Genomic DNA, 17,620 nt, shown 5'->3' with positions numbered 1-17,620 from the left:
ACAACGCGCGCACTTAAGGTAGTAGTGGGCTGCTAACTCAATTTTAGATGTGTTAATTGCATCAGTTTTAGGCAAAAGATAAGATCTGATTGCATTCGATAGTGATTTTCGGAAAGAGCCTTTGCTTTTCAACGCTGATTCAGCTACGTGTATTCTAATTGAAGGCGCGGTTAGTGCCATTGATAAAGCACAAATGCATTTATCGTAAGGTTGCTTTAATTCCTTGATGGATTAAGCTGAATATGCCGATACCAAAGCCCTAAGTAGTGATTTGAAACTCAATTGAAAAAAGCTCAAAACAACAGCTGTATAAGTATAGAAAGCATTGCTATCTCTCCGGTCATCCAGAGCTTGCCGAAATGTGAAGGCTTATCGGTTAGCGTGACCGGTAGGCCTTTCATGGCTCGACATGCTTATCTAAGCGATGCTGTGCATTTAATCGCTTAGTACGCGCTGTTCCAGATCGGCAAGCTGCTTTTCAAGCGCTTCCAGTCGACTACGGGTTTTAGCCAATACGGCTTTTTGCACTTCAAATTCTTCACGACTGACCAGGTCAAGTTTGGACAGTGTGCTTTGAAGTAGAGCGTGCAGATTTTTTTCCACATCATCTTTAAAGTGAGTGAAGCCAGGTGGGATGGCTTTGGATATTTGTTCGGCTATATTATCTAGGGATTTAGGATCAAACATATGTTTAGTACTCTTGGTCTATAAATGAATTTGGGGTCGGTGTATGTTCGCGGCAGATCTTTTCGGTATCACTGCGATCCAAGGCCTGCTGGGTTAAACCGCACAAGTAATGATGTTCCTCTACAGAAAAATATTGGCAGGAACGACACAAACCAAAGCTCTTGGAATGATTCACTTTTTGCAGTACGCCCAGAGTGGTTTGCAAGGCCTGTCCAATAGTATCAAACTCCTGTCGACTGATCTTGGTTTCAGCCTGTTTGAACATATCCAGAGGCTTTAGTTCATCAATAAGTCGTATTCCTGCTTCAGTCAGTTTGATATGAACTACGCGACCATCCAGGCTATCTGTTTCCTTTTCAAGATAGTGTTTACGTTCCAGAATTTGAATGGTTTGAGAAACGGTACCCTTAGTTAATCCAAGATATTCAGCAACTGCTGCATGAGTGTTGCTGTATTTATTACATTTTGCAAGGTATTCAAGTACTTGGCCATGAATTGGCTGTAAGCCAATAGCTGCGTATTTTTTTCGTTCCTCTGAACGTAATAATGAACTGATGCGCTCGATCAGCTTGAAAGTATCAAGTTCCTGCATTACCTAATTTTAACACAAGCTGAAGCAATGTGCCCGAAAACGGCAAAATCACGCAGTTTTCGGTATACTGTTTTCTACGTCTTAGCGGTTAGGAATACATTATGAGCAAAATATCGGTCAAAAATGCTATTGTCGAATTAGATGGTGATGAAATGACCCGCATAATCTGGCGATTTATTAAGGATAAATTAATCCTGCCTTATGTGGATGTTCAAATCGAATATTATGATCTGGGTATTGAACAGCGTGATCAAACAGATGATGAAGTGACCATTGCTGCCGCAAATGCCATTAAAAAGCACGGTGTTGGCATTAAATGTGCCACGATAACGCCTGATGAAGATAGGGTTAAAGAATTTGGTTTGAAAAAAATGTATAAATCGCCAAACGGAACTATCAGAAATATTTTGGATGGAACCGTGTTTCGTGAACCTATAGTGTGTGCCAATATACCTCGCCTAGTACCTAATTGGACCCAACCTATCTGTATTGGCCGACACGCTTTTGGCGATCAATATCGGGCTACTGATTTTTTGACTAAAGGTCCCGGTAAATTACATATTAGCTTTACACCCGATGATGGAAGTGCTGAACAGGTTTATGAGGTTTATCACTTCGAGGGTGATGGAGTGGCCTTAGCTATGTATAACACTGACGAATCTATAGCGGGTTTTGCACATAGTTGCTTTAATGTGGCCTTAGATAGAGGTTGGCCGCTGTATCTTTCTACCAAAAATACCATACTTAAAAAATACGATGGTCGTTTTAAAGATATTTTTGCTGCTATTTATCAGCAAGACTATCAACAGAAGTTTGAAAACAAAGGTATCAGCTACGAACATAAACTCATTGACGATATGGTGGCTTCTGCACTTAAGTGGAATGGCGCATTTGTGTGGGCATGCAAAAATTACGATGGTGATGTTCAGTCGGATACAGTCGCTCAAGGTTTCGGCTCTTTAGGCTTAATGACTTCTACCTTGATGACTCCCGATGGCAAAATCATGGAAGCTGAAGCTGCACATGGTACGGTTACTCGACATTTTCGCTTACATCAACAAGGTAAAAAAACCTCAACCAATCCAATTGCTTCAATTTTTGCCTGGACACGCGGCTTAGCGTTTCGCGGTAAATTGGATGACAATGCTCAGTTAATCCGTTTTTGTGAAACACTGGAAAAAGTTTGTATTGATAGTGTGGAAAGCGAGCATATGACCAAAGATTTAGCGCTTTGTATTTATGGTGATAACGTTCAAGAGAGTCATTACTTAACGACAGAAGATTTCTTGGAAGTATTACGTGCGAATCTTGAAAAAGTCTGGCATTAATTTCTATTTTTTATGTTTTATTTCAATGTCTTGTGTTTATTTGGTTGAAGGGTTGTATTTCACGGTGCAGTAAACTTTGATCTTTAATATATCAGGACAACTTTAGGAGCAGGCTAGTATTTCGACTATAATTCTGTCCGATTTTCATGGTTTTATAGCATTAACCTAATATGATGTTGTTTTTTGATTAAACAATTTTTTTCTTTTTCTGCTAGCAATGCTTCGGCAAGGAGTTTAACCCAGTGGATGTTGTTTTATTTTTTAAAGCTTTAATTCTAGGTATTGTAGAAGGATTAACAGAGTTTTTACCTGTTTCCAGTACCGGTCATTTGATATTAGCGGGTGATTTACTGGCGTTTAATGACGACAAAGCTAAATTGTTTTGCATTGTCATTCAGGTGGGAGCTATTCTGGCAATTTGCTGGGAATATCGACTAAAAATCACCCAAGTTTTATTGGGGGTTACGCATCAGCGACAAGCGCAAAAATTTGTTATAAATTTGGTGATTGCTTTTTTGCCAGCAGCGATTTTAGGCTTTTTGTTTAGCAAATATATCAAGGCCGTATTATTTAAACCATTACCCGTGGCTTTGGCATTTATTATTGGAGCACTCGTCATTATTTGGGCAGAAAAACGAGAGCATACTGTTCGAGTGCAGGAAGTTGACGATTTAAGTTTTTTGGATGCTTTTAAATTAGGTATTGCGCAAGCCTTTGCTCTGATACCCGGTACTTCACGTTCTGGTGCGACTATTATTGGTGGTTTATTATTTGGTTTGTCACGAAAAGCTGCTACGGAGTTTTCATTTTTTTTGGCGATTCCTACTTTAGTGGCTGCAAGTGCTTACGATTTATACAAACACCGTGATTTGGTTAATTTTTCTGATGATGCGGGTTTATTTGCCGTTGGGTTGGTAACTGCCTTTCTTAGCGCCTTATTGGCAGTTAAAGGTTTATTGCGTTATATCAGTCAGCATAATTTTATAATTTTCGCTTGGTATCGTATTGTATTTGGCTTGGTAGTGCTCGCTACGGCCTATAGTGGATTAGTGCAATGGAGTGTGGATTAAGTTCTGCATCTAATTTCTTCCGTTTTTTTAATTTTTTTAGTTACATAAGGGTAATCTATGGCTTTGCCGCTATTAATGATAGTTCTTGGCTTGATCTTGCTGGTTTGGAGTGCAGATTTGTTTGTGGATGGTGCTGCAGCCATCGCACAAATTTATGGTATGTCACCGTTATTGATAGGCATGGTTGTAATAGGTTTTGGCACTTCTGCCCCTGAATTAAGTGTATCGGCATTGTCAGCCTTGCAAGGTAATCCAGGCATTGCTTTGGGTAATGCCTATGGTTCTAACATCACTAATATCGCCTTAATTTTGGGTGTGGTGGCTTTGATAAATCCTATTGTCGTTCACTCGCAAGTCATCAAAAAAGAATTACCGGTATTGTTGTTGGTGACTTTCTTTGTTCTCGGTTTGCTTTTTGATGGTGAATTATCACGTTTGGATGCCGGATTACATTTGTTGCTATTTGTTGCAGTAATGGGCTGGATGATAAAGCAAAGTTTTAAGGGCAAAAACGATAGCCTTGAGCATGAAATTACAGAAGAATTAAACGAACATCCTATGTCGCGAGATCAGGCCATTATTTACCTATTGGCAGGTTTGGCATTTTTGATTATGAGTTCTCGCCTGTTGGTTTGGGGGGCTGTATCCGTTGCTCATGATTTAGGTGTGAGTGATTTGATTATTGGTTTAACCGTAGTGGCTATTGGTACTTCTCTGCCAGAGTTAGCTTCGTCCATATCAGCAGCCAGAAAGGGTGAAGATGAACTGGCAATTGGTAATATTATTGGTTCTAACTTGTTTAATACTTTAGGCGTGGTTGGGCTGGCCGGATTGATTCAGCCAATGAGTATTCCTGCGGAAATTTTGCATAGAGATTGGCCATTAATGGCCATTTTAACGGCTTCTTTGTTAGTTTTAGGCTATCACAAATCATCAGGTAGTGGTTGTATTAATCGTGTGGAAGGTGGCATTTTAGTGGCTATATATGGTGGATACACGGTTTACCTGATCAATACGATAGTGAGTGCTTAATATGTCTACAGAGAAACGTATAGGTATTCTTGCTTACCGCTGGGGTAACTGGCTACTCTATTCCCCAGGTTTATTGCTTTGCGGTATTTTAATATTGGCTTTTTTAGCTGTGCAATACACAAGCACTCATTTAAGTATCAATACTGATACGGCTGAGCTGATAGCCCCTGATGCACCTTTTCAGATAAATAGACGAAATTTTGAAAAGGAATTTGGTCAAGAATTACATACCCTATTGTTGGTGTTGGAGTCTTCAAGTCCAGAATTGACTAAAGCAGCGGCGCAACGCTTAGCACGAGAATTACGTGCGGATTCCCTGCATTTTACTAAAGTATATCGACCTGACGAAAATCCGTTTTTTCACCGTAATGGCTTATTATATTTGGAAAAAGATAAATTAGAGGATTTTTCCATCACTTTAGCCCAGGCTCAGCCTTTTATTGGTCGTATTTCTCAGGATCCCAGTCTTAACGGTTTTTTTTCTATCTTTGAAGATGCTCTGCACGCAGAAACAAAAACACAGGAAGTACCTATTGATTTGTTTTCATTGATAGACAAAGTTAGTTATTCATTGCATAACACGCTGAATGGAGAAACTGATTTGTTGTCTTGGCAAAAACTGATTGCTGAAAATAACATCACTAAACAGCAGTCCGATAAGGCATTTTTGATTATTTCGCCAAAATTTGATTTTAGCCAAATTTTACCAGTAGAACCGGCAATCAATGCAATTCATCAAGCGATTAAGAAAATACAGGATCCCAATTTACCAGAAGTTAAAGTCTGGATTACCGGTGAAGTAGGTTTAGAACACGATGAAATGGCGGGTATGAGTCAGGGAACTTTCACTGCCAGTGTGTTCTCATTGGTACTGGTGTTAGTCATTCTATTAGTTGCTTATCGTTCCTGGTGGTTAATGGTAGCCACATTGGTTACACTGGCTTTCGGGATGATTTTCTGTGGCTTGTTTGCTTCCATTGCAGTTAAACAATTAAATCTGATTTCGGTAGCCTTTGCAGTGTCAAATATTGGTTTGGGCGTTGAGTATGCCATTCATTTTTGTTTACGTTATCGCGATAATCTGGATTTGCATGGTCGAGATAAAACTAAAGCGATACAGGCGGCACTTTTATCCACCAGTCCATCGCTTATTTTATGTGCGGTGACCACTTCAATAGGTTTGTACGCCTTTATTCCAACAGATTATCAAGGTATTTCTGAGCTTGGTTTATTGGCAGGTACCAGTTTGTTTATTTGCTTGTTTGTTACTTTAACTGTGTTGCCAGTGATACTGAAAATTTTGCCTTTGCCACCCATTCATGATCTGCATGGTGAAATGCCTGGTGCATCCCGGTTTTCCAATATATTAGCGACCTTTACCCTACACTACGCAAAACTCATTACTTTCACAACCGTTGTGATTGCTGTGATTGCTGTGTATTTTGTATTTCAGGTGAAAACGGATTTTAATCCAGTAAATTTGCGAGATCCTCATACTGAATCAGTGATCGCATTTAAAGAGCTGATGCGGGATAAGGATGCTTCTCCCATGACGTTGACAGTTTTGGCTAAAAATGAAGCGGAAGCACGCGCAACTCAGAAAAAGTTATTGCAGTTAAAGACGGTAAACAAAACAATCAGTTTGTTTGATTTTGTTCCTGATCAACAAGAAGAAAAGTTGATGGTAATTGATGAAATGGCACTGACTTCGGGTTTAAGGAGTCAAATGTTTCCGCAATTAAAAGTCGGTTCAGATCCCTTGCCAAGCATTAAACGTATGATTGCTGCTATTGATGACAGTTTACCCAAAAAAACCAATGCAGTAGAAATCAAATCTTTATTGACGTTTAAACATGAATTACAGGATGTTTTGATTGAGCTTGATGCACGTTTACAGCCTGATCGTGGCGTGTTTATTGAAAAAATTCAAACCTCTTTGTTAGGTACTTTGCCGTCCGTGATGAACGAATTGCTCACCAGTTTTAATGCCGAAGAAATCAAGCCCGAAAATATACCTCAAGAAATAAAAGAGCGTTGGTTAAGTAGCAACGGTGCATATCGTATTCAGATTTATCCTAAATATGATTTAAACGATTTAGGAAATTTACAAGCATTTATAACTGATGTGCAATCGGTTTCTTCTGATACGACTGATTTACCAGTGATGTATTGGGAATCCATGAAGGCGGTGATTAGTTCATTTCAAGAAGCCATTATTATTGCTTTGGTTGCAATTGCCATTTTATTGTTATTTATCCGACGTTCTATTGTGGATACATTATTGGTAATGGCTCCTCTGGTTTTGGCCGGATTGTTTACTATGGCTAGTACTGTATTTACAGGGACTCCTATCAATTTTGCTAATATTATTGCTTTGCCCCTATTAATGGGTTTAGGCGTTGATAATGGAATACATATGGTGGAAAAATTGCATCATTCTTTAGCAGAAGATCAAAATATTTACCAATCAAGTACTGCCAGAGGCATGTTTTATGGTGCTTTGACCACTATTTCTAGTTTTGTTGGGTTGGCTTTTTCTCCTCATCAGGGAATTTCAAGCATGGGATTAGTCATTACAATTGGCATTTTCTGGATAATGACGTGTACTTTTGTAGTTCTTCCTGCATTAAGCAAATTGGTTCTTAAGCCAAAACTGAATAATCTGCTATCTTCATCTGAATGAGATTTCATTTTACCGCAACGATTCTTAAATTAACGCGGTTTAAATTTAGCAATTTACTTTATTAGAGGGAGCCATGTTTGTAATCATCGGTTATGTTGTCATCTTGGGTTGTGTGTTGGGTGGATTCATGATGGCGGGTGGGCATCTGGGTGTCTTGATGCAGCCAGTCGAAGTGTTGATTATTGTAGGTTCGGCTTTTGGAGCGTTTCTTGCCAGTAACTCATTAACCACTGTAAAGGCTGCTATAGCAGGTGGAACAGGCACGTTGAAAGGTAGTAGTTATACTAAGGAATATTATTTACAGTTGCTTATTAGTTTCAATGCACTTAGTCAGAAAGCACGTAAAGAAGGGCTATTGTCACTTGAAAAAGTGGTGGATGATCCAGAAGGTAGTTCTATTTTTGGAGAAAAGATTGTACACGATCATCATCTAATGGAATTTATCAGCGATAAATTACGGCTGATTTTGACGGGTGTTGATGTCCATCAGCTTGAAGACATTATGGATGCCGAAATTGAAGTTCACCACGAAGTAGGTCATGCACCTATTAAAGCTGTAGAACGTGTAGGTGATGGTATGCCTGCTTTTGGTATCGTCGCTGCGGTAATGGGGGTGGTTCATACTATGGAATCCGTTGGTATTCCGCCTGCTGAACTGGGTAAACTGATTGCAGCAGCTTTGGTTGGTACCTTTTTGGGGATTTTGGTTTCCTATGGGTTCATTGGTCCGGTCGCTGCAGTTATGTCAGATCGATTGGAAGAAGAAGCGAATGCCTATAAATGTGCGCAGAAAGGGTTACTCAATGTTGCAAAGGGAACCTCTCCGCCTATGACGGTAGAGTTTATGCGTACGGCTATTCCTCATCACACGCGCCCAGGATTTTCTGAGCTGGAAGAACAGTTGAAAGCGGCCAAAGGGTAAGCGACGATGGCTGAGCAACCCATAATATTCAAGAAAGTAATTAAAAAAGCTGGGCATGGTCATCATGGTGGGGCTTGGAAGATTGCCTATGCTGACTTTGTGACGGCAATGATGGCATTTTTCTTGTTGATGTGGCTCTTAGGGACAACCGATGAAAAAACTAAAAAGGGAATATCCGATTATTTTCAGAACCCATGGAGTGTTGCAATTAGTTCGGGTGGCGATGGTACAGGTGATAGAACCCATGTGATTCAAGCGGGTGGTTCGGATATGAAGTCTCAGGACGATGGACAGGTACAAAAGGCTGAAGAGGTACCTGCTCCTCCAGTAGAAGCTAAACCTGAAGATGTGGAAAAATTGGCAGAACAACAGGAAAAGCAAAAACTGGAAAAACTGCAGAGCAAAATCGAAGAAATGTTGGATGCCAATCCTGCTTTGGCTGCATTTCGAGATCAAATCAAACTTGAGTCTACGCCAGAAGGTTTGAAAATTCAGATTATTGATGCCAAAAATCGGCCTATGTTTAAATTGGCAAGTTCAGGCATAGAAGATTATGCGTCTGCAATTCTTAGGGCCTTAGCGCCGGTGATCAATGAATTGCCCAATAAAGTCAGTCTAAATGGGCATACTGATGACTTACCTTTTCCGACTAATAAATCGGGATATTCGAATTGGGAGCTTTCTACTGATCGTGCCAATGTGGCCAGACACGAATTGAATCTAGGTGGCTTGGCCGAAGAAAAAGTTTTAAGAGTAGTCGGGTTAGCTTCTAGCATTCCTTATAATATGCAAAACCCTTCTGATCCGATAAATAGAAGGATTTCAATTATCGTTATGAATAAAAAAACCGAGAATCAAGTATTGCATGATGGTGTTGGCGATCAAGCGACTGGGGTTGATCCATTACCGACAATAGCACCCCATATACAAGAAAATCTGAAAATTACCTCTCCTGGCGCAACGAAATAAGGTGATATTAGTTTGTAGACTTGTCCAATCAAAATACATAAACATTGCCTTACTTTAAATGTTTTTTATTAGACAAGGCTTTGATAAATAACTTGAGATAAGTGATTTTTATTTTATGTACCAGTTACGATTACTGATCTGTATAGGCTGAAAAGTGGCTAAATGTCTTTACTAAAAGCATTGCTTATCCAGATTGTTGCTGGGTTTGTCGTATTTGTTATTAATAGTTATCTGGTAAAGGGGTATCTTAATCTCTGGTTTCTGATTTTTTTTCAAGCGATAGTCTCCGCTAGTTTTTCATTCTTGCTTCGCCAGGCTAGCTGGTGGTGGTTAATCAATCTGCTGTTTTTACCTAGTTTATTGCTAATGATGGCAATAAATCTACCTGCTTGGCTATATTTTGTTGTTTTTGTATTGTTGGTTTTGGTATTTTGGGGAACAGTTAAAGGAGATGTGCCACTTTTTTTATCCTCTTCAGGTGTTGCAGATGAGATACTTGCTCTAGTTAAACGTGAAAATGCGGGTAATTTTGTAGATATAGGCGCTGGAGTAGGTACGGTTATTTTGCCTATAGCGCAACATCTGCCCTGTTTGCATGTTGTGGGGTTGGAGCGAGCCCCCATTCCCTGGCTAATTGCATTTTGTCGTTGTCGGCAGTATACAAATGTTGATGTGCGTCTGGGTAGTTTATGGGATGCGGATTTGACAGAATATGCGGTAGTTTTTGCTTTCTTATCGCCATTGGTGATGGTTAGGGTGGGTGAAAAGATTATTAGGGAAATGCAGGCGGGCCGTTTATTCATTTCTGCCGAATTTCCAGTACCACTCTGGTCGCCTGAGTTTGTGGTTGAAATTGCTGACAGCAGAAAAACGCGTCTGTATTGTTATCGCATTCCGAAAAGTCTTAACACTCTGACTACACAAAACTTTGTGCATAGCTAGTCATAACAATAAAGTTTATTTTGTTTTCTGTAGGTGAATGGATTTTTAGTGTAATTAAAGATATGCTAGGCCCGCCTGAAAACTTAAAAACAAAAGTGTTTTCAGAAAAAAGACTATGAAACAGAGATAGGCTATTTCAGTTAGTTATACACATTAACAATAATATTAAAAAGGTGCAAACATGAAAAAATTACTGAATTATACGTTGATCGGTATTCTCGCATTCATTCCAATTGTAGTGATAGTACAAATTGTGTTGTTTGTTAAGGATATGCTGACCGATTTGTTCCGATTTGTTTACGGTTATTCTGACAACTATTTTGTTACTTTTTTATTATTTGCTGCTAGTTTTGCCGTTATTACTTATGTTGGACATCGCGTTAGCCAGGGTCGGTTTTCAATTATTGCGGCATTTGAGAATTTGATTGAACGAATTCCGTTATTAAGTACTGTCTATAGAGTAACCAAAAAATTGGTCAATATGATTGCCGGTCATGAGCTTCATGAGCCGCGTGAAGTGGTCTATCTGGAATATCCTAAAGAAGGTATTTGGGTACCCGCTTACGTTACCAATAAACTCGAAAATCAGTATGTCTTATTTGTACCCACATCGCCAAACCCTACATCTGGTTTTGCGGTGATTGTTCATGAGTCAAAAGTTATTAAATCTGAAATGAGTATTGAACAGGTGACCAGTTTTATTATTAGTGTGGGCGCTGATTTTGAGAAAGTAAATGAAATAAACAAATTGCCCCATTAAGCTAGGATAGTTTCGTTTACGGTTAATAATGGCTCTGAAAATAATAAACAGGTCTGGGGGGGCTTTACCTTCCAGTAAGTTAAGCCAGAAGCTAAGAATGTGATGAAATTAAAACAATGAGCTAATTTCATCACATTCAGCGCGACTTAGATCAAAATTAAAAATAGCTAAATCTTCGCGCATATGCGTAGCTGATGAGGTTCCGGTTAAAGGTACTATATTGATTTGGTTCAGATAACGGAAAAATATTTGGGCACTGCTCATTTTATTTCTGGTTGCCAGTTTTTGTAGAATGCTATTTGCCAGAATATGAGGGTTTGCTGTTAGTGTCCAAAAGCTTTGATAAATAATATTGTGTTGATGACAAAAGTCACGAATGATTTTGTCATATTGTGATTCTTTATAAAACCGATTTTGAATGATGGCTGGTTTAATTTGTACAGTGTTATACAATAATTCAAGTTGTTTGGGATCGTAGCAATTACTAATGCCCAATTGTCTGACATGTCCATCCAATACCAGTCGTTCCATTGCTTGCCAAACCTCTTGTAATTGATTCTGAATCGGTAAAGGTGAATGCAGGACTAAGCAGTCTAGATAATGTGTTTGTAGGTTTTGTAGAGAGCTATGAAATGATTGCTGTACTTGTTCATGCAAAGGGGCGTGCTTATCATAAGGAATATGTAAAGGGTCTTGACCATTTAAAGGGGTAAATTTAGTTTGCAAATAAAGTTCGCTTCGCTGCAATCCGCTCTGTAGGCTGGCTGCTATTCCCTGGCCAACGCCTGCTTCTTGGTAGTGCTTTGGCTGACAAGCGGTATCGATGCCTCGAAAGCCTAAATTGATTGCCTGTTCCACAAGTGCTGCCGTACGTTCTTTTTTCCAGGCTGTACCATATATAATTTGTGGTACCTTTACAGCATAAGCAGATGTGAAGTAAATGTTTTTATGCATAAACATACCCGTATGAAAAATAATGATGTCGTATGAGCCGTAAATAGTATCTCATTATTTCTGCTAATGAGTATTGACCACAAAGTTAATTTATAGACCGAAAACCATTATGAAAAAACTATTACTGACATTGCTTGCTGTTATTCTGATTATTGAAGAATGGTTATGGGATATTTTATTAGCTGCTGGGCATTATCTGGTAGAGCTGTTAAGGCTACAAAATTTTGAGCGCTGGTTAAGTCAAGTTTCACCTAATATTGCGTTGTTTGCTTTTATGATTCCTATTTTGATTGTGACGCCTATCAATTTGGCTGCATTTTGGCTGTTGTTACATGGAATGCTATTAGAGGGTATTTTATTGGAGGTGTTAGCAAAATTATTAGGTACCTTGCTTGTTGCGCGGGTTTTTACCATAACAAAAACTCAGCTACTCACGTTTTCTGGCATAGCTCTGGTCTACACTACTATTAGTGGATGGTTGCATTGGGCGCATGCAAAAATTGTAGAGACTCCTATTTATATTTATTCAAAACAATTAAAGCTACGGGTAAAGGCTAGAGTCAGCGCCTTTTTGCGTAAAAGCTGATATTCGTCAATAGTCATCTTTTAATGATTGAATGTTGTTTTTTCCTGCCAGTTTTTATCATGCTGAAGAGTTAGTAGCTCTTATCAACTCTGCTTATCGCGGTGCGGTGAGTAAGCAGGGCTGGACATCGGAGGCTGATCTTCTTGATGGACGTCGAACCGATAAAAATGAAATACTGCGGCTTTTAACGGATGAAGACTCATTGTTGATCTGTGGACAGCTTGATGGTCAATTAGTGGCTTCAGTGCTCTTATTGCATGTTGATCAACAGGCACAAATCAGTATGCTTGCTGTTTCGCCACACTATCAGCGTCAAGGTATTGGCAAAAAGTTATTGCAACAGGCAGAATTAATTGCTCAGCAAACTTGGTCCGTAAATCGTTTCGTTATGTATGTGATTTCATCTAGAACGGAGCTGATTGCCTTTTATGAACGAAGATCTTACCAGCGTACTGGCGTTTTAATCGCATTTCCCGAAAAGCCGGATTTATGGGTGTCTAAAGTGCCGGATTTGCGCTTAGAGCGTTTAGAAAAACAGAGCGATACCCATAGTGCAAATAACTTCGCTCCATGACTGGATACAAGACAATATATTAAAGAGTAAAAACTACCAATCAAGCATGGCTTCGTCCCAATCGATATGTTTTGTAATTAGCCCGTCTTCACCAAAGAAATCTTCTTCTGTCATGAGAGTGTCTTTATGCTTTTGTTGGAATAATGCATAGTTGATGCCGCGTATAAAGGCCTCTTTAAAAAGATCTTCCATGTGTTTTGGTTTAAAGTGTTCAAGTATGGCATCTTTCAATTCTTCAGTTGTCGCGTTTAAAAAGTCAGATGCTGATGTATCACCTGTGCCCAGTAAGCTGGAATACACGTCGGTCAATGCTTTATGTTCGTTCATATCAATTGCTGTGTTGGTAGTTAAAAATAATTAGATCATCTAATCGCGGCGGTATGCTTAACTTCGATAGGACGATATAGCGGCTAAGCATGAAAAATGGAAATAAGAAGTGAATAACAACTTATGGTACACATTAAAATGTTGTTTTTTAGTTTTCTGCAATCTTTATGTGCGTAAATTTTATGCTACGCTATACTTAATCAGGCTATAGTATTTTCGTTGTATTGGAACTTAAGCCCGTAGCTAGGATTTAGGTCATAAACCAACAAATACCCAAAACTTAGACGACTAAAATTATTAACAGGTGTCTTGCGTCAAGTTCTTCTGGCATACATCGAATTAAACCTGAAAGCGATAGCTATAAGCTATGTTTTATTAAAAGCTAAACTGGCCGTGCTATGTGTATTATTAGCTCTGTACAAATACTTTTAAGATGTAACTAATCTAAATAGTACACTAAAAAATAGTGTTTTGATAACTTCTGTTTCAAGCTAAATTGTTAGCACTAACTTACAAATATGGTCTTTGGTTTTTTAAAACGGCTGTTTTTTTCTTCTCAGTCTAAGAGTCAGGTGCAGGAAAGTGTATCTGAATTTAATCCTATTTATCAAGAAAAGCCACAGCAAAAGCCACAGCCATTTGTTCACGCTAGTAAGGATATAAAGATACAAGCCGATTGCGATTATTTATCTTTGGCAACTAGTTTTAACGATTTTTTGCTGGGAGAACATTCTGAAAATAATCAACCTCCAAATGAAATAGAAATTTATATTATCAAAAGTCTTGAGGCAATGTTGGCGGGAGATATTCCAGACTCCGTAGTTCCGCGCTTACCTGATGTTGCTATGTCATTGTTGAAAGAATTAACCGATATTAATATTTCCTCAAGCACGATTATGTCTTATATTAATCGCGATCCGGCTCTTGCATCAGAAGTTTTGAATATGGCGAATAGTTCTTTATTTAGGCACAGTACTGATGAAAAGATAGTTAATCTGAATAAGGCTCTAATTTTGTTAGGCCTGGATAATTTAAAAACTATAGTCAGTTCGGTTTTAATGAAGCGACTTGTGCTGATTGCGCCTATCTATTTTCGTATGTTTGGACAGCATTTATGGCAGCATTCACAAGACTGTGCTGAAGCTTGTCGTGCGCTAGCAAAGTTTTATGGTCAATGTGATCCAAATAATGCTTACTTGGTAGGTTTGATGCATGATATTGGAAAATTGGCAATTTTTGGCTTATTAACCAAAGCCTTAGGTCAGCATCTCGATTATCAGCCAAGAGGTTCAGTATTTTCAGCAATTGTTAGGGATCATTCGCAGTTGTTGTCGGCTAAAATAGCCCGAAAATGGAGTTTGCCGGAGTATTTGTTAATTGCGCTTGCAGAGCAATCTGGAGAGCCCCAAGACAGTACTATGTATGGATTTATTTTAAATCAAGCTAATATTCTGTCAGAGTTTAAGGCGGTGGCTGAAAAAGGAGTAAAAATGGGTGAAAGTTTTGATTCACTGTTGGTAAAATACAGTATTCCTTTGCCTTTGTTTAAAGAAGTGTTTCCTATTGAGTATAAGGCATTGGCCGAAGTCGACTGAGGCTTGGGAGTTTTTAAAGCTTAACCTTTAAATGAGAGCTTCCCAAAAAGCTATTGTAAAACTGTTTGGCAGTTCTGCCATTTTTAGAGGCGTTTTGATGAGCAAAATCTAGAGCAGCTTTGTGAAGATGTTCACGATTTTCCTGGTAATCGGGAAAGTAACTATCCACAATTTCCAGATAGGTGTCAGTATTTTGTGGGTAAAATGAAAGGCGTAAGCCGAATCGATCTGAAAGCGAGATTTTTTCTTCGATACTGTCAGAATAATGTATTTCACCGTCAATCAATTGGGTCTCAAGATTATCCCTCATATGTTCTGGCAGTAAATGTCTACGATTAGATGTGGCGTAAAACAGCACATTTTCTGGAGGTAGTTCGATTGAACCTTCTAATACGCTTTTAAGTGGTTTATATAGACTGTCGCCAGCTTCAAAAGATAGATCATCACAGTAAATAATAAATCTCTGTGGTTGTTCTCTAATTTCGTCAACAATTTCAGGTAGATAAATTAGGTCTTGTTTGTCGACTTCAACAAGGCGCAAATCTCTATCTTTATATTCATTTAATAGAGCCTTTACTAGCGATGATTTGCCTGTGCCTCTTGCGCCCCAAAGCAATGCGTTATTAGCGGGTAAGGCAGATAAGAATCGCTCTGTGTTGCTTGCTAATAACTTTTTTTGTGCGTCTATACCTAATAGTTGTTCTAGGCGTATTGTGTCCAGATGTTTAACTGGGCGCAGATATTGTTTGTTCTGTCGCCAGATCGCCGCATAGGTATAATTCCAATTGATCATAAAAGTACTTAATTATTGAGTAAGTTGATCATTCAATTCAGAAGCTGTTTAAAAACTGCTGCGTCTGTTACTGTTCGGTGCAGACATGTGAAGTTTTTAAAAAGTTTCTATGCTTCGCCAAGGCGAAGAATGGTAATGGCGATTTTGGTAGTCCCTGCTTGGATGAAGCCGAGTTGTTTGGCTGCTTGTCTGGATAAGTCCAGTAAGCGTTTATTTGCATGATGAACTCTGGAGTTAATGCGTACATCAACACTGTGATTGTTGCGCAGATTAACAACATGCAGTAATGTGCCGAATGGGAGCGATGCATGCGCTGCAGTTAAAGCAAATTTATTGTAAGGTTCTCCGCTGGCAGTGCGTTGACCGTGGTACTTGTCGTTAAAATAAGAAGCTATCCCCGTTTGGCTATCTGCTAGCTGGTATTTTTTAGTTTCGGCTTTAGCCAGTACGCAAAAAGATACTAGAGAAATCGCTAGAAAAGTGTTAGTTAAGTATTTGTTTTTTCTCATCATTTAGTCCCCTCATTAATGTAATGTTTTGGTCGATGAGTTTTCAGGTTAACCCACATAATTTTAATTGGCAAGAAAAAAATATTTCAAACATAGAATAATAAATATGTCAACTTTTTATTTTAAGCCGCCACAGGCCACGGAATTCGGGGGCTTTACGCAATTAACGTACCAATTTTTTCAAGTTTAACTCACTAATTTTTTTTCACATATGTGGAAAATTTATCCATTTTTTGATAAAAAACGGCAATATTATGAAACTACTCACTTTTAGCCATGAAAATCGCGTCAAAATAGGCGCGATTCTGAATGAAAATGTAGTCACTGCCACTGGCAATATCGACTGTGGTGATAATATGCTGCAATTTTTAGCAGCAGGGCAACGTGGGATGCTTGCTATGCAGAATTTGATCGATTCTGGTCGACATCAATTGGCGTTGGCCGATGTCAAGATACTTTCTCCAGTGCTTCGTCCCGGTAAGTTTTTAGGCTTGGGATTAAATTATCCTGATCACATTAGCGAAACTGGTTTTCAAAAACCAGAATATCCGACTATTTTTACCAAACAAAGTACTTGCGTCATTGGTACTGAGGAGGCGATACATTGTCCGTCAGTGTCCGAAAAACTCGATTATGAAGGTGAGCTAGCCGTTGTAATTGGCCAACGATGTCGGCATGTTAATGTGGAAGATGCGCATCAAGTTATTGCTGGTTACACCATCTGTAATGATGTAACCGTACGTGACTGGCAGCAACGTTCGCCCACTTGGACTTTAGGTAAGTCATTTGATACTCATGGACCACTAGGCCCATACTTGGTGACGGTAGATGAAATAGTTGATCCGCATAACCTTACCCTTAAAACCTGGGTCGACGGCGAGTTACGGCAAAATGCAAATACCAGTGAAATGATTTTCAATTGTTATGAAACGATCGCTTATCTTACTCAAGTGATGACTTTGGAGCCTGGAGACGTAATCAGCACAGGCACCCCAAGTGGAGTGGGAGTTAAAATGAAACCACGTGGCTATTTAAGGCCTGGTCAGGTCGTACGAATTGAGATTGAGGGTATTGGCGTGCTAACTAATCCGGTAATTGCTGAGCCGGATAACTTTGTAGCAATGAGCAATTGAGAACGAAATGCAAAAAATTATCTTGTAGAAGTAATCGATCAAATTGCTGCGCTTTATAGCTTGGGTAATTAATTGAGGGTGTTATGAAATAAGAGCCAATTGAAAACAAGTTTTCGATCAGTTGAGTATAAATTTTTTTATAGGCATTGATTGCTAATGCTATA

At 39.0% G+C, this 17,620-nt stretch carries 18 protein-coding genes; 12 read left to right on the top strand and 6 right to left on the bottom strand.

The genetic code is table 11. The features are described 5' to 3' along the window. Positions 1–435: 435 nt before the first annotated feature. A complete protein-coding gene (locus tag ABH008_RS00215) occupies positions 436–687 on the bottom strand; it encodes an accessory factor UbiK family protein (RefSeq protein ID WP_347987863.1) in 252 nt (83 codons plus the stop codon). A gap of 4 nt (positions 688–691) precedes the next feature. Beyond that, positions 692–1,279: a MarR family winged helix-turn-helix transcriptional regulator gene (locus ABH008_RS00210; protein ID WP_347987862.1), complete on the bottom strand. Its 588-nt coding sequence runs from the start codon at positions 1,277–1,279 to the stop codon at positions 692–694. Between the two features lie 101 nt (positions 1,280–1,380). Between ABH008_RS00210 and ABH008_RS00205 the strand changes: the two genes are divergently transcribed. The 8 genes from ABH008_RS00205 to ABH008_RS00170 all read left to right on the top strand — a co-directional run bounded on the left by ABH008_RS00205 (position 1,381) and on the right by ABH008_RS00170 (position 10,985). Further along, positions 1,381–2,607, top strand: a complete 1,227-nt coding sequence (locus ABH008_RS00205; RefSeq protein ID WP_347987861.1) for an isocitrate dehydrogenase (NADP(+)) — start codon at positions 1,381–1,383, stop codon at positions 2,605–2,607. Between the two features lie 242 nt (positions 2,608–2,849). Further along, positions 2,850–3,677, top strand: a complete 828-nt coding sequence (locus ABH008_RS00200; protein ID WP_347987860.1) for an undecaprenyl-diphosphate phosphatase — start codon at positions 2,850–2,852, stop codon at positions 3,675–3,677. 57 nt (positions 3,678–3,734) lie between these two features. Then, positions 3,735–4,709, top strand: coding sequence for a calcium/sodium antiporter (locus tag ABH008_RS00195; RefSeq protein ID WP_347987859.1), 975 nt, complete (start codon positions 3,735–3,737; stop codon positions 4,707–4,709). Between the two features lies 1 nt (position 4,710). Further along, on the top strand, positions 4,711–7,392 hold the full coding sequence (locus ABH008_RS00190) for an MMPL family transporter (RefSeq protein WP_347987858.1): 2,682 nt from the start codon (positions 4,711–4,713) through the stop codon (positions 7,390–7,392). Positions 7,393–7,465: 73 nt separating this feature from the next. After that, a complete protein-coding gene (gene motA / locus ABH008_RS00185) occupies positions 7,466–8,314 on the top strand; it encodes a flagellar motor stator protein MotA (protein WP_347987857.1) in 849 nt (282 codons plus the stop codon). A gap of 6 nt (positions 8,315–8,320) precedes the next feature. After that, positions 8,321–9,283 (top strand): flagellar motor protein MotB, encoded by a 963-nt coding sequence (gene motB, locus ABH008_RS00180; protein ID WP_347987856.1) that lies wholly within the window; start codon positions 8,321–8,323, stop codon positions 9,281–9,283. Between the two features lie 162 nt (positions 9,284–9,445). Next, the gene (locus tag ABH008_RS00175) at positions 9,446–10,225 is read left to right on the top strand and encodes a class I SAM-dependent methyltransferase (RefSeq protein WP_347987855.1); all 780 of its coding nucleotides are present in this window, start codon (positions 9,446–9,448) and stop codon (positions 10,223–10,225) included. A gap of 181 nt (positions 10,226–10,406) precedes the next feature. Continuing rightward, positions 10,407–10,985, top strand: coding sequence for a DUF502 domain-containing protein (locus tag ABH008_RS00170; protein WP_347987854.1), 579 nt, complete (start codon positions 10,407–10,409; stop codon positions 10,983–10,985). 108 nt (positions 10,986–11,093) lie between these two features. Here ABH008_RS00170 and ABH008_RS00165 read toward each other — a convergent pair whose 3' ends face one another. Further along, positions 11,094–11,939, bottom strand: coding sequence for an aldo/keto reductase (locus ABH008_RS00165; RefSeq protein ID WP_347987853.1), 846 nt, complete (start codon positions 11,937–11,939; stop codon positions 11,094–11,096). Between the two features lie 109 nt (positions 11,940–12,048). Between ABH008_RS00165 and ABH008_RS00160 the strand changes: the two genes are divergently transcribed. Both ABH008_RS00160 and ABH008_RS00155 read left to right on the top strand, forming a co-directional pair. Continuing rightward, on the top strand, positions 12,049–12,525 hold the full coding sequence (locus ABH008_RS00160) for a hypothetical protein (RefSeq protein ID WP_347987852.1): 477 nt from the start codon (positions 12,049–12,051) through the stop codon (positions 12,523–12,525). A 31-nt stretch (positions 12,526–12,556) separates the two neighbouring features. After that, positions 12,557–13,099, top strand: coding sequence for an N-acetyltransferase (locus ABH008_RS00155; protein WP_347987851.1), 543 nt, complete (start codon positions 12,557–12,559; stop codon positions 13,097–13,099). Positions 13,100–13,132: 33 nt separating this feature from the next. On the opposite strand, the gene ABH008_RS00150 is transcribed toward ABH008_RS00155, so the two are convergent. Beyond that, entirely contained in the window at positions 13,133–13,426 is a 294-nt protein-coding gene (locus tag ABH008_RS00150) for a hypothetical protein (RefSeq protein ID WP_347987850.1), read from the bottom strand. A 572-nt stretch (positions 13,427–13,998) separates the two neighbouring features. Here ABH008_RS00150 and ABH008_RS00145 point away from each other — a divergent pair. Next, positions 13,999–15,021 (top strand): HDOD domain-containing protein, encoded by a 1,023-nt coding sequence (locus ABH008_RS00145; RefSeq protein ID WP_347987849.1) that lies wholly within the window; start codon positions 13,999–14,001, stop codon positions 15,019–15,021. A 13-nt stretch (positions 15,022–15,034) separates the two neighbouring features. Here ABH008_RS00145 and ABH008_RS00140 read toward each other — a convergent pair whose 3' ends face one another. Next, complete coding sequence (locus ABH008_RS00140; RefSeq protein ID WP_347987848.1) at positions 15,035–15,814, bottom strand: ATP-binding protein; 780 nt, start codon at positions 15,812–15,814, stop codon at positions 15,035–15,037. A gap of 107 nt (positions 15,815–15,921) precedes the next feature. Beyond that, positions 15,922–16,326, bottom strand: a complete 405-nt coding sequence (locus ABH008_RS00135) for a septal ring lytic transglycosylase RlpA family protein (protein ID WP_347987847.1) — start codon at positions 16,324–16,326, stop codon at positions 15,922–15,924. 251 nt (positions 16,327–16,577) lie between these two features. Between ABH008_RS00135 and ABH008_RS00130 the strand changes: the two genes are divergently transcribed. Further along, on the top strand, positions 16,578–17,456 hold the full coding sequence (locus tag ABH008_RS00130) for a fumarylacetoacetate hydrolase family protein (RefSeq protein ID WP_347987846.1): 879 nt from the start codon (positions 16,578–16,580) through the stop codon (positions 17,454–17,456). Positions 17,457–17,620: the final 164 nt, after the last annotated feature.

Origin of the sequence: Methylomonas sp. AM2-LC, assembly GCF_039904985.1 — a bacterium.
GTDB lineage: Bacteria > Pseudomonadota > Gammaproteobacteria > Methylococcales > Methylomonadaceae > Methylomonas.
Note: the sequence above shows the minus strand (reverse complement) of the source record. Positions and strands in the feature narration are given on the sequence as shown.

Bases quoted from the DNA above. Each gene is read 5' to 3' on its own strand.
- ABH008_RS00215 (WP_347987863.1), bottom strand. From the start codon at position 687: ATGTTTGATCCTAAATCCCTAGATAATATAGCCGAACAAATATCCAAA.
- ABH008_RS00210 (WP_347987862.1), bottom strand. From the start codon at position 1,279: ATGCAGGAACTTGATACTTTCAAGCTGATCGAGCGCATCAGTTCATTA.
- ABH008_RS00205 (WP_347987861.1), top strand. From the start codon at position 1,381: ATGAGCAAAATATCGGTCAAAAATGCTATTGTCGAATTAGATGGTGAT.
- ABH008_RS00195 (WP_347987859.1), top strand. From the start codon at position 3,735: ATGGCTTTGCCGCTATTAATGATAGTTCTTGGCTTGATCTTGCTGGTT.
- ABH008_RS00190 (WP_347987858.1), top strand. From the start codon at position 4,711: ATGTCTACAGAGAAACGTATAGGTATTCTTGCTTACCGCTGGGGTAAC.
- motA (WP_347987857.1), top strand. From the start codon at position 7,466: ATGTTTGTAATCATCGGTTATGTTGTCATCTTGGGTTGTGTGTTGGGT.
- motB (WP_347987856.1), top strand. From the start codon at position 8,321: ATGGCTGAGCAACCCATAATATTCAAGAAAGTAATTAAAAAAGCTGGG.
- ABH008_RS00175 (WP_347987855.1), top strand. From the start codon at position 9,446: ATGTCTTTACTAAAAGCATTGCTTATCCAGATTGTTGCTGGGTTTGTC.
- ABH008_RS00170 (WP_347987854.1), top strand. From the start codon at position 10,407: ATGAAAAAATTACTGAATTATACGTTGATCGGTATTCTCGCATTCATT.
- ABH008_RS00165 (WP_347987853.1), bottom strand. From the start codon at position 11,939: ATGCATAAAAACATTTACTTCACATCTGCTTATGCTGTAAAGGTACCA.
- ABH008_RS00160 (WP_347987852.1), top strand. From the start codon at position 12,049: ATGAAAAAACTATTACTGACATTGCTTGCTGTTATTCTGATTATTGAA.
- ABH008_RS00155 (WP_347987851.1), top strand. From the start codon at position 12,557: ATGTTGTTTTTTCCTGCCAGTTTTTATCATGCTGAAGAGTTAGTAGCT.
- ABH008_RS00150 (WP_347987850.1), bottom strand. From the start codon at position 13,426: ATGAACGAACATAAAGCATTGACCGACGTGTATTCCAGCTTACTGGGC.
- ABH008_RS00140 (WP_347987848.1), bottom strand. From the start codon at position 15,814: ATGATCAATTGGAATTATACCTATGCGGCGATCTGGCGACAGAACAAA.
- ABH008_RS00135 (WP_347987847.1), bottom strand. From the start codon at position 16,326: ATGATGAGAAAAAACAAATACTTAACTAACACTTTTCTAGCGATTTCT.
- ABH008_RS00130 (WP_347987846.1), top strand. From the start codon at position 16,578: ATGAAACTACTCACTTTTAGCCATGAAAATCGCGTCAAAATAGGCGCG.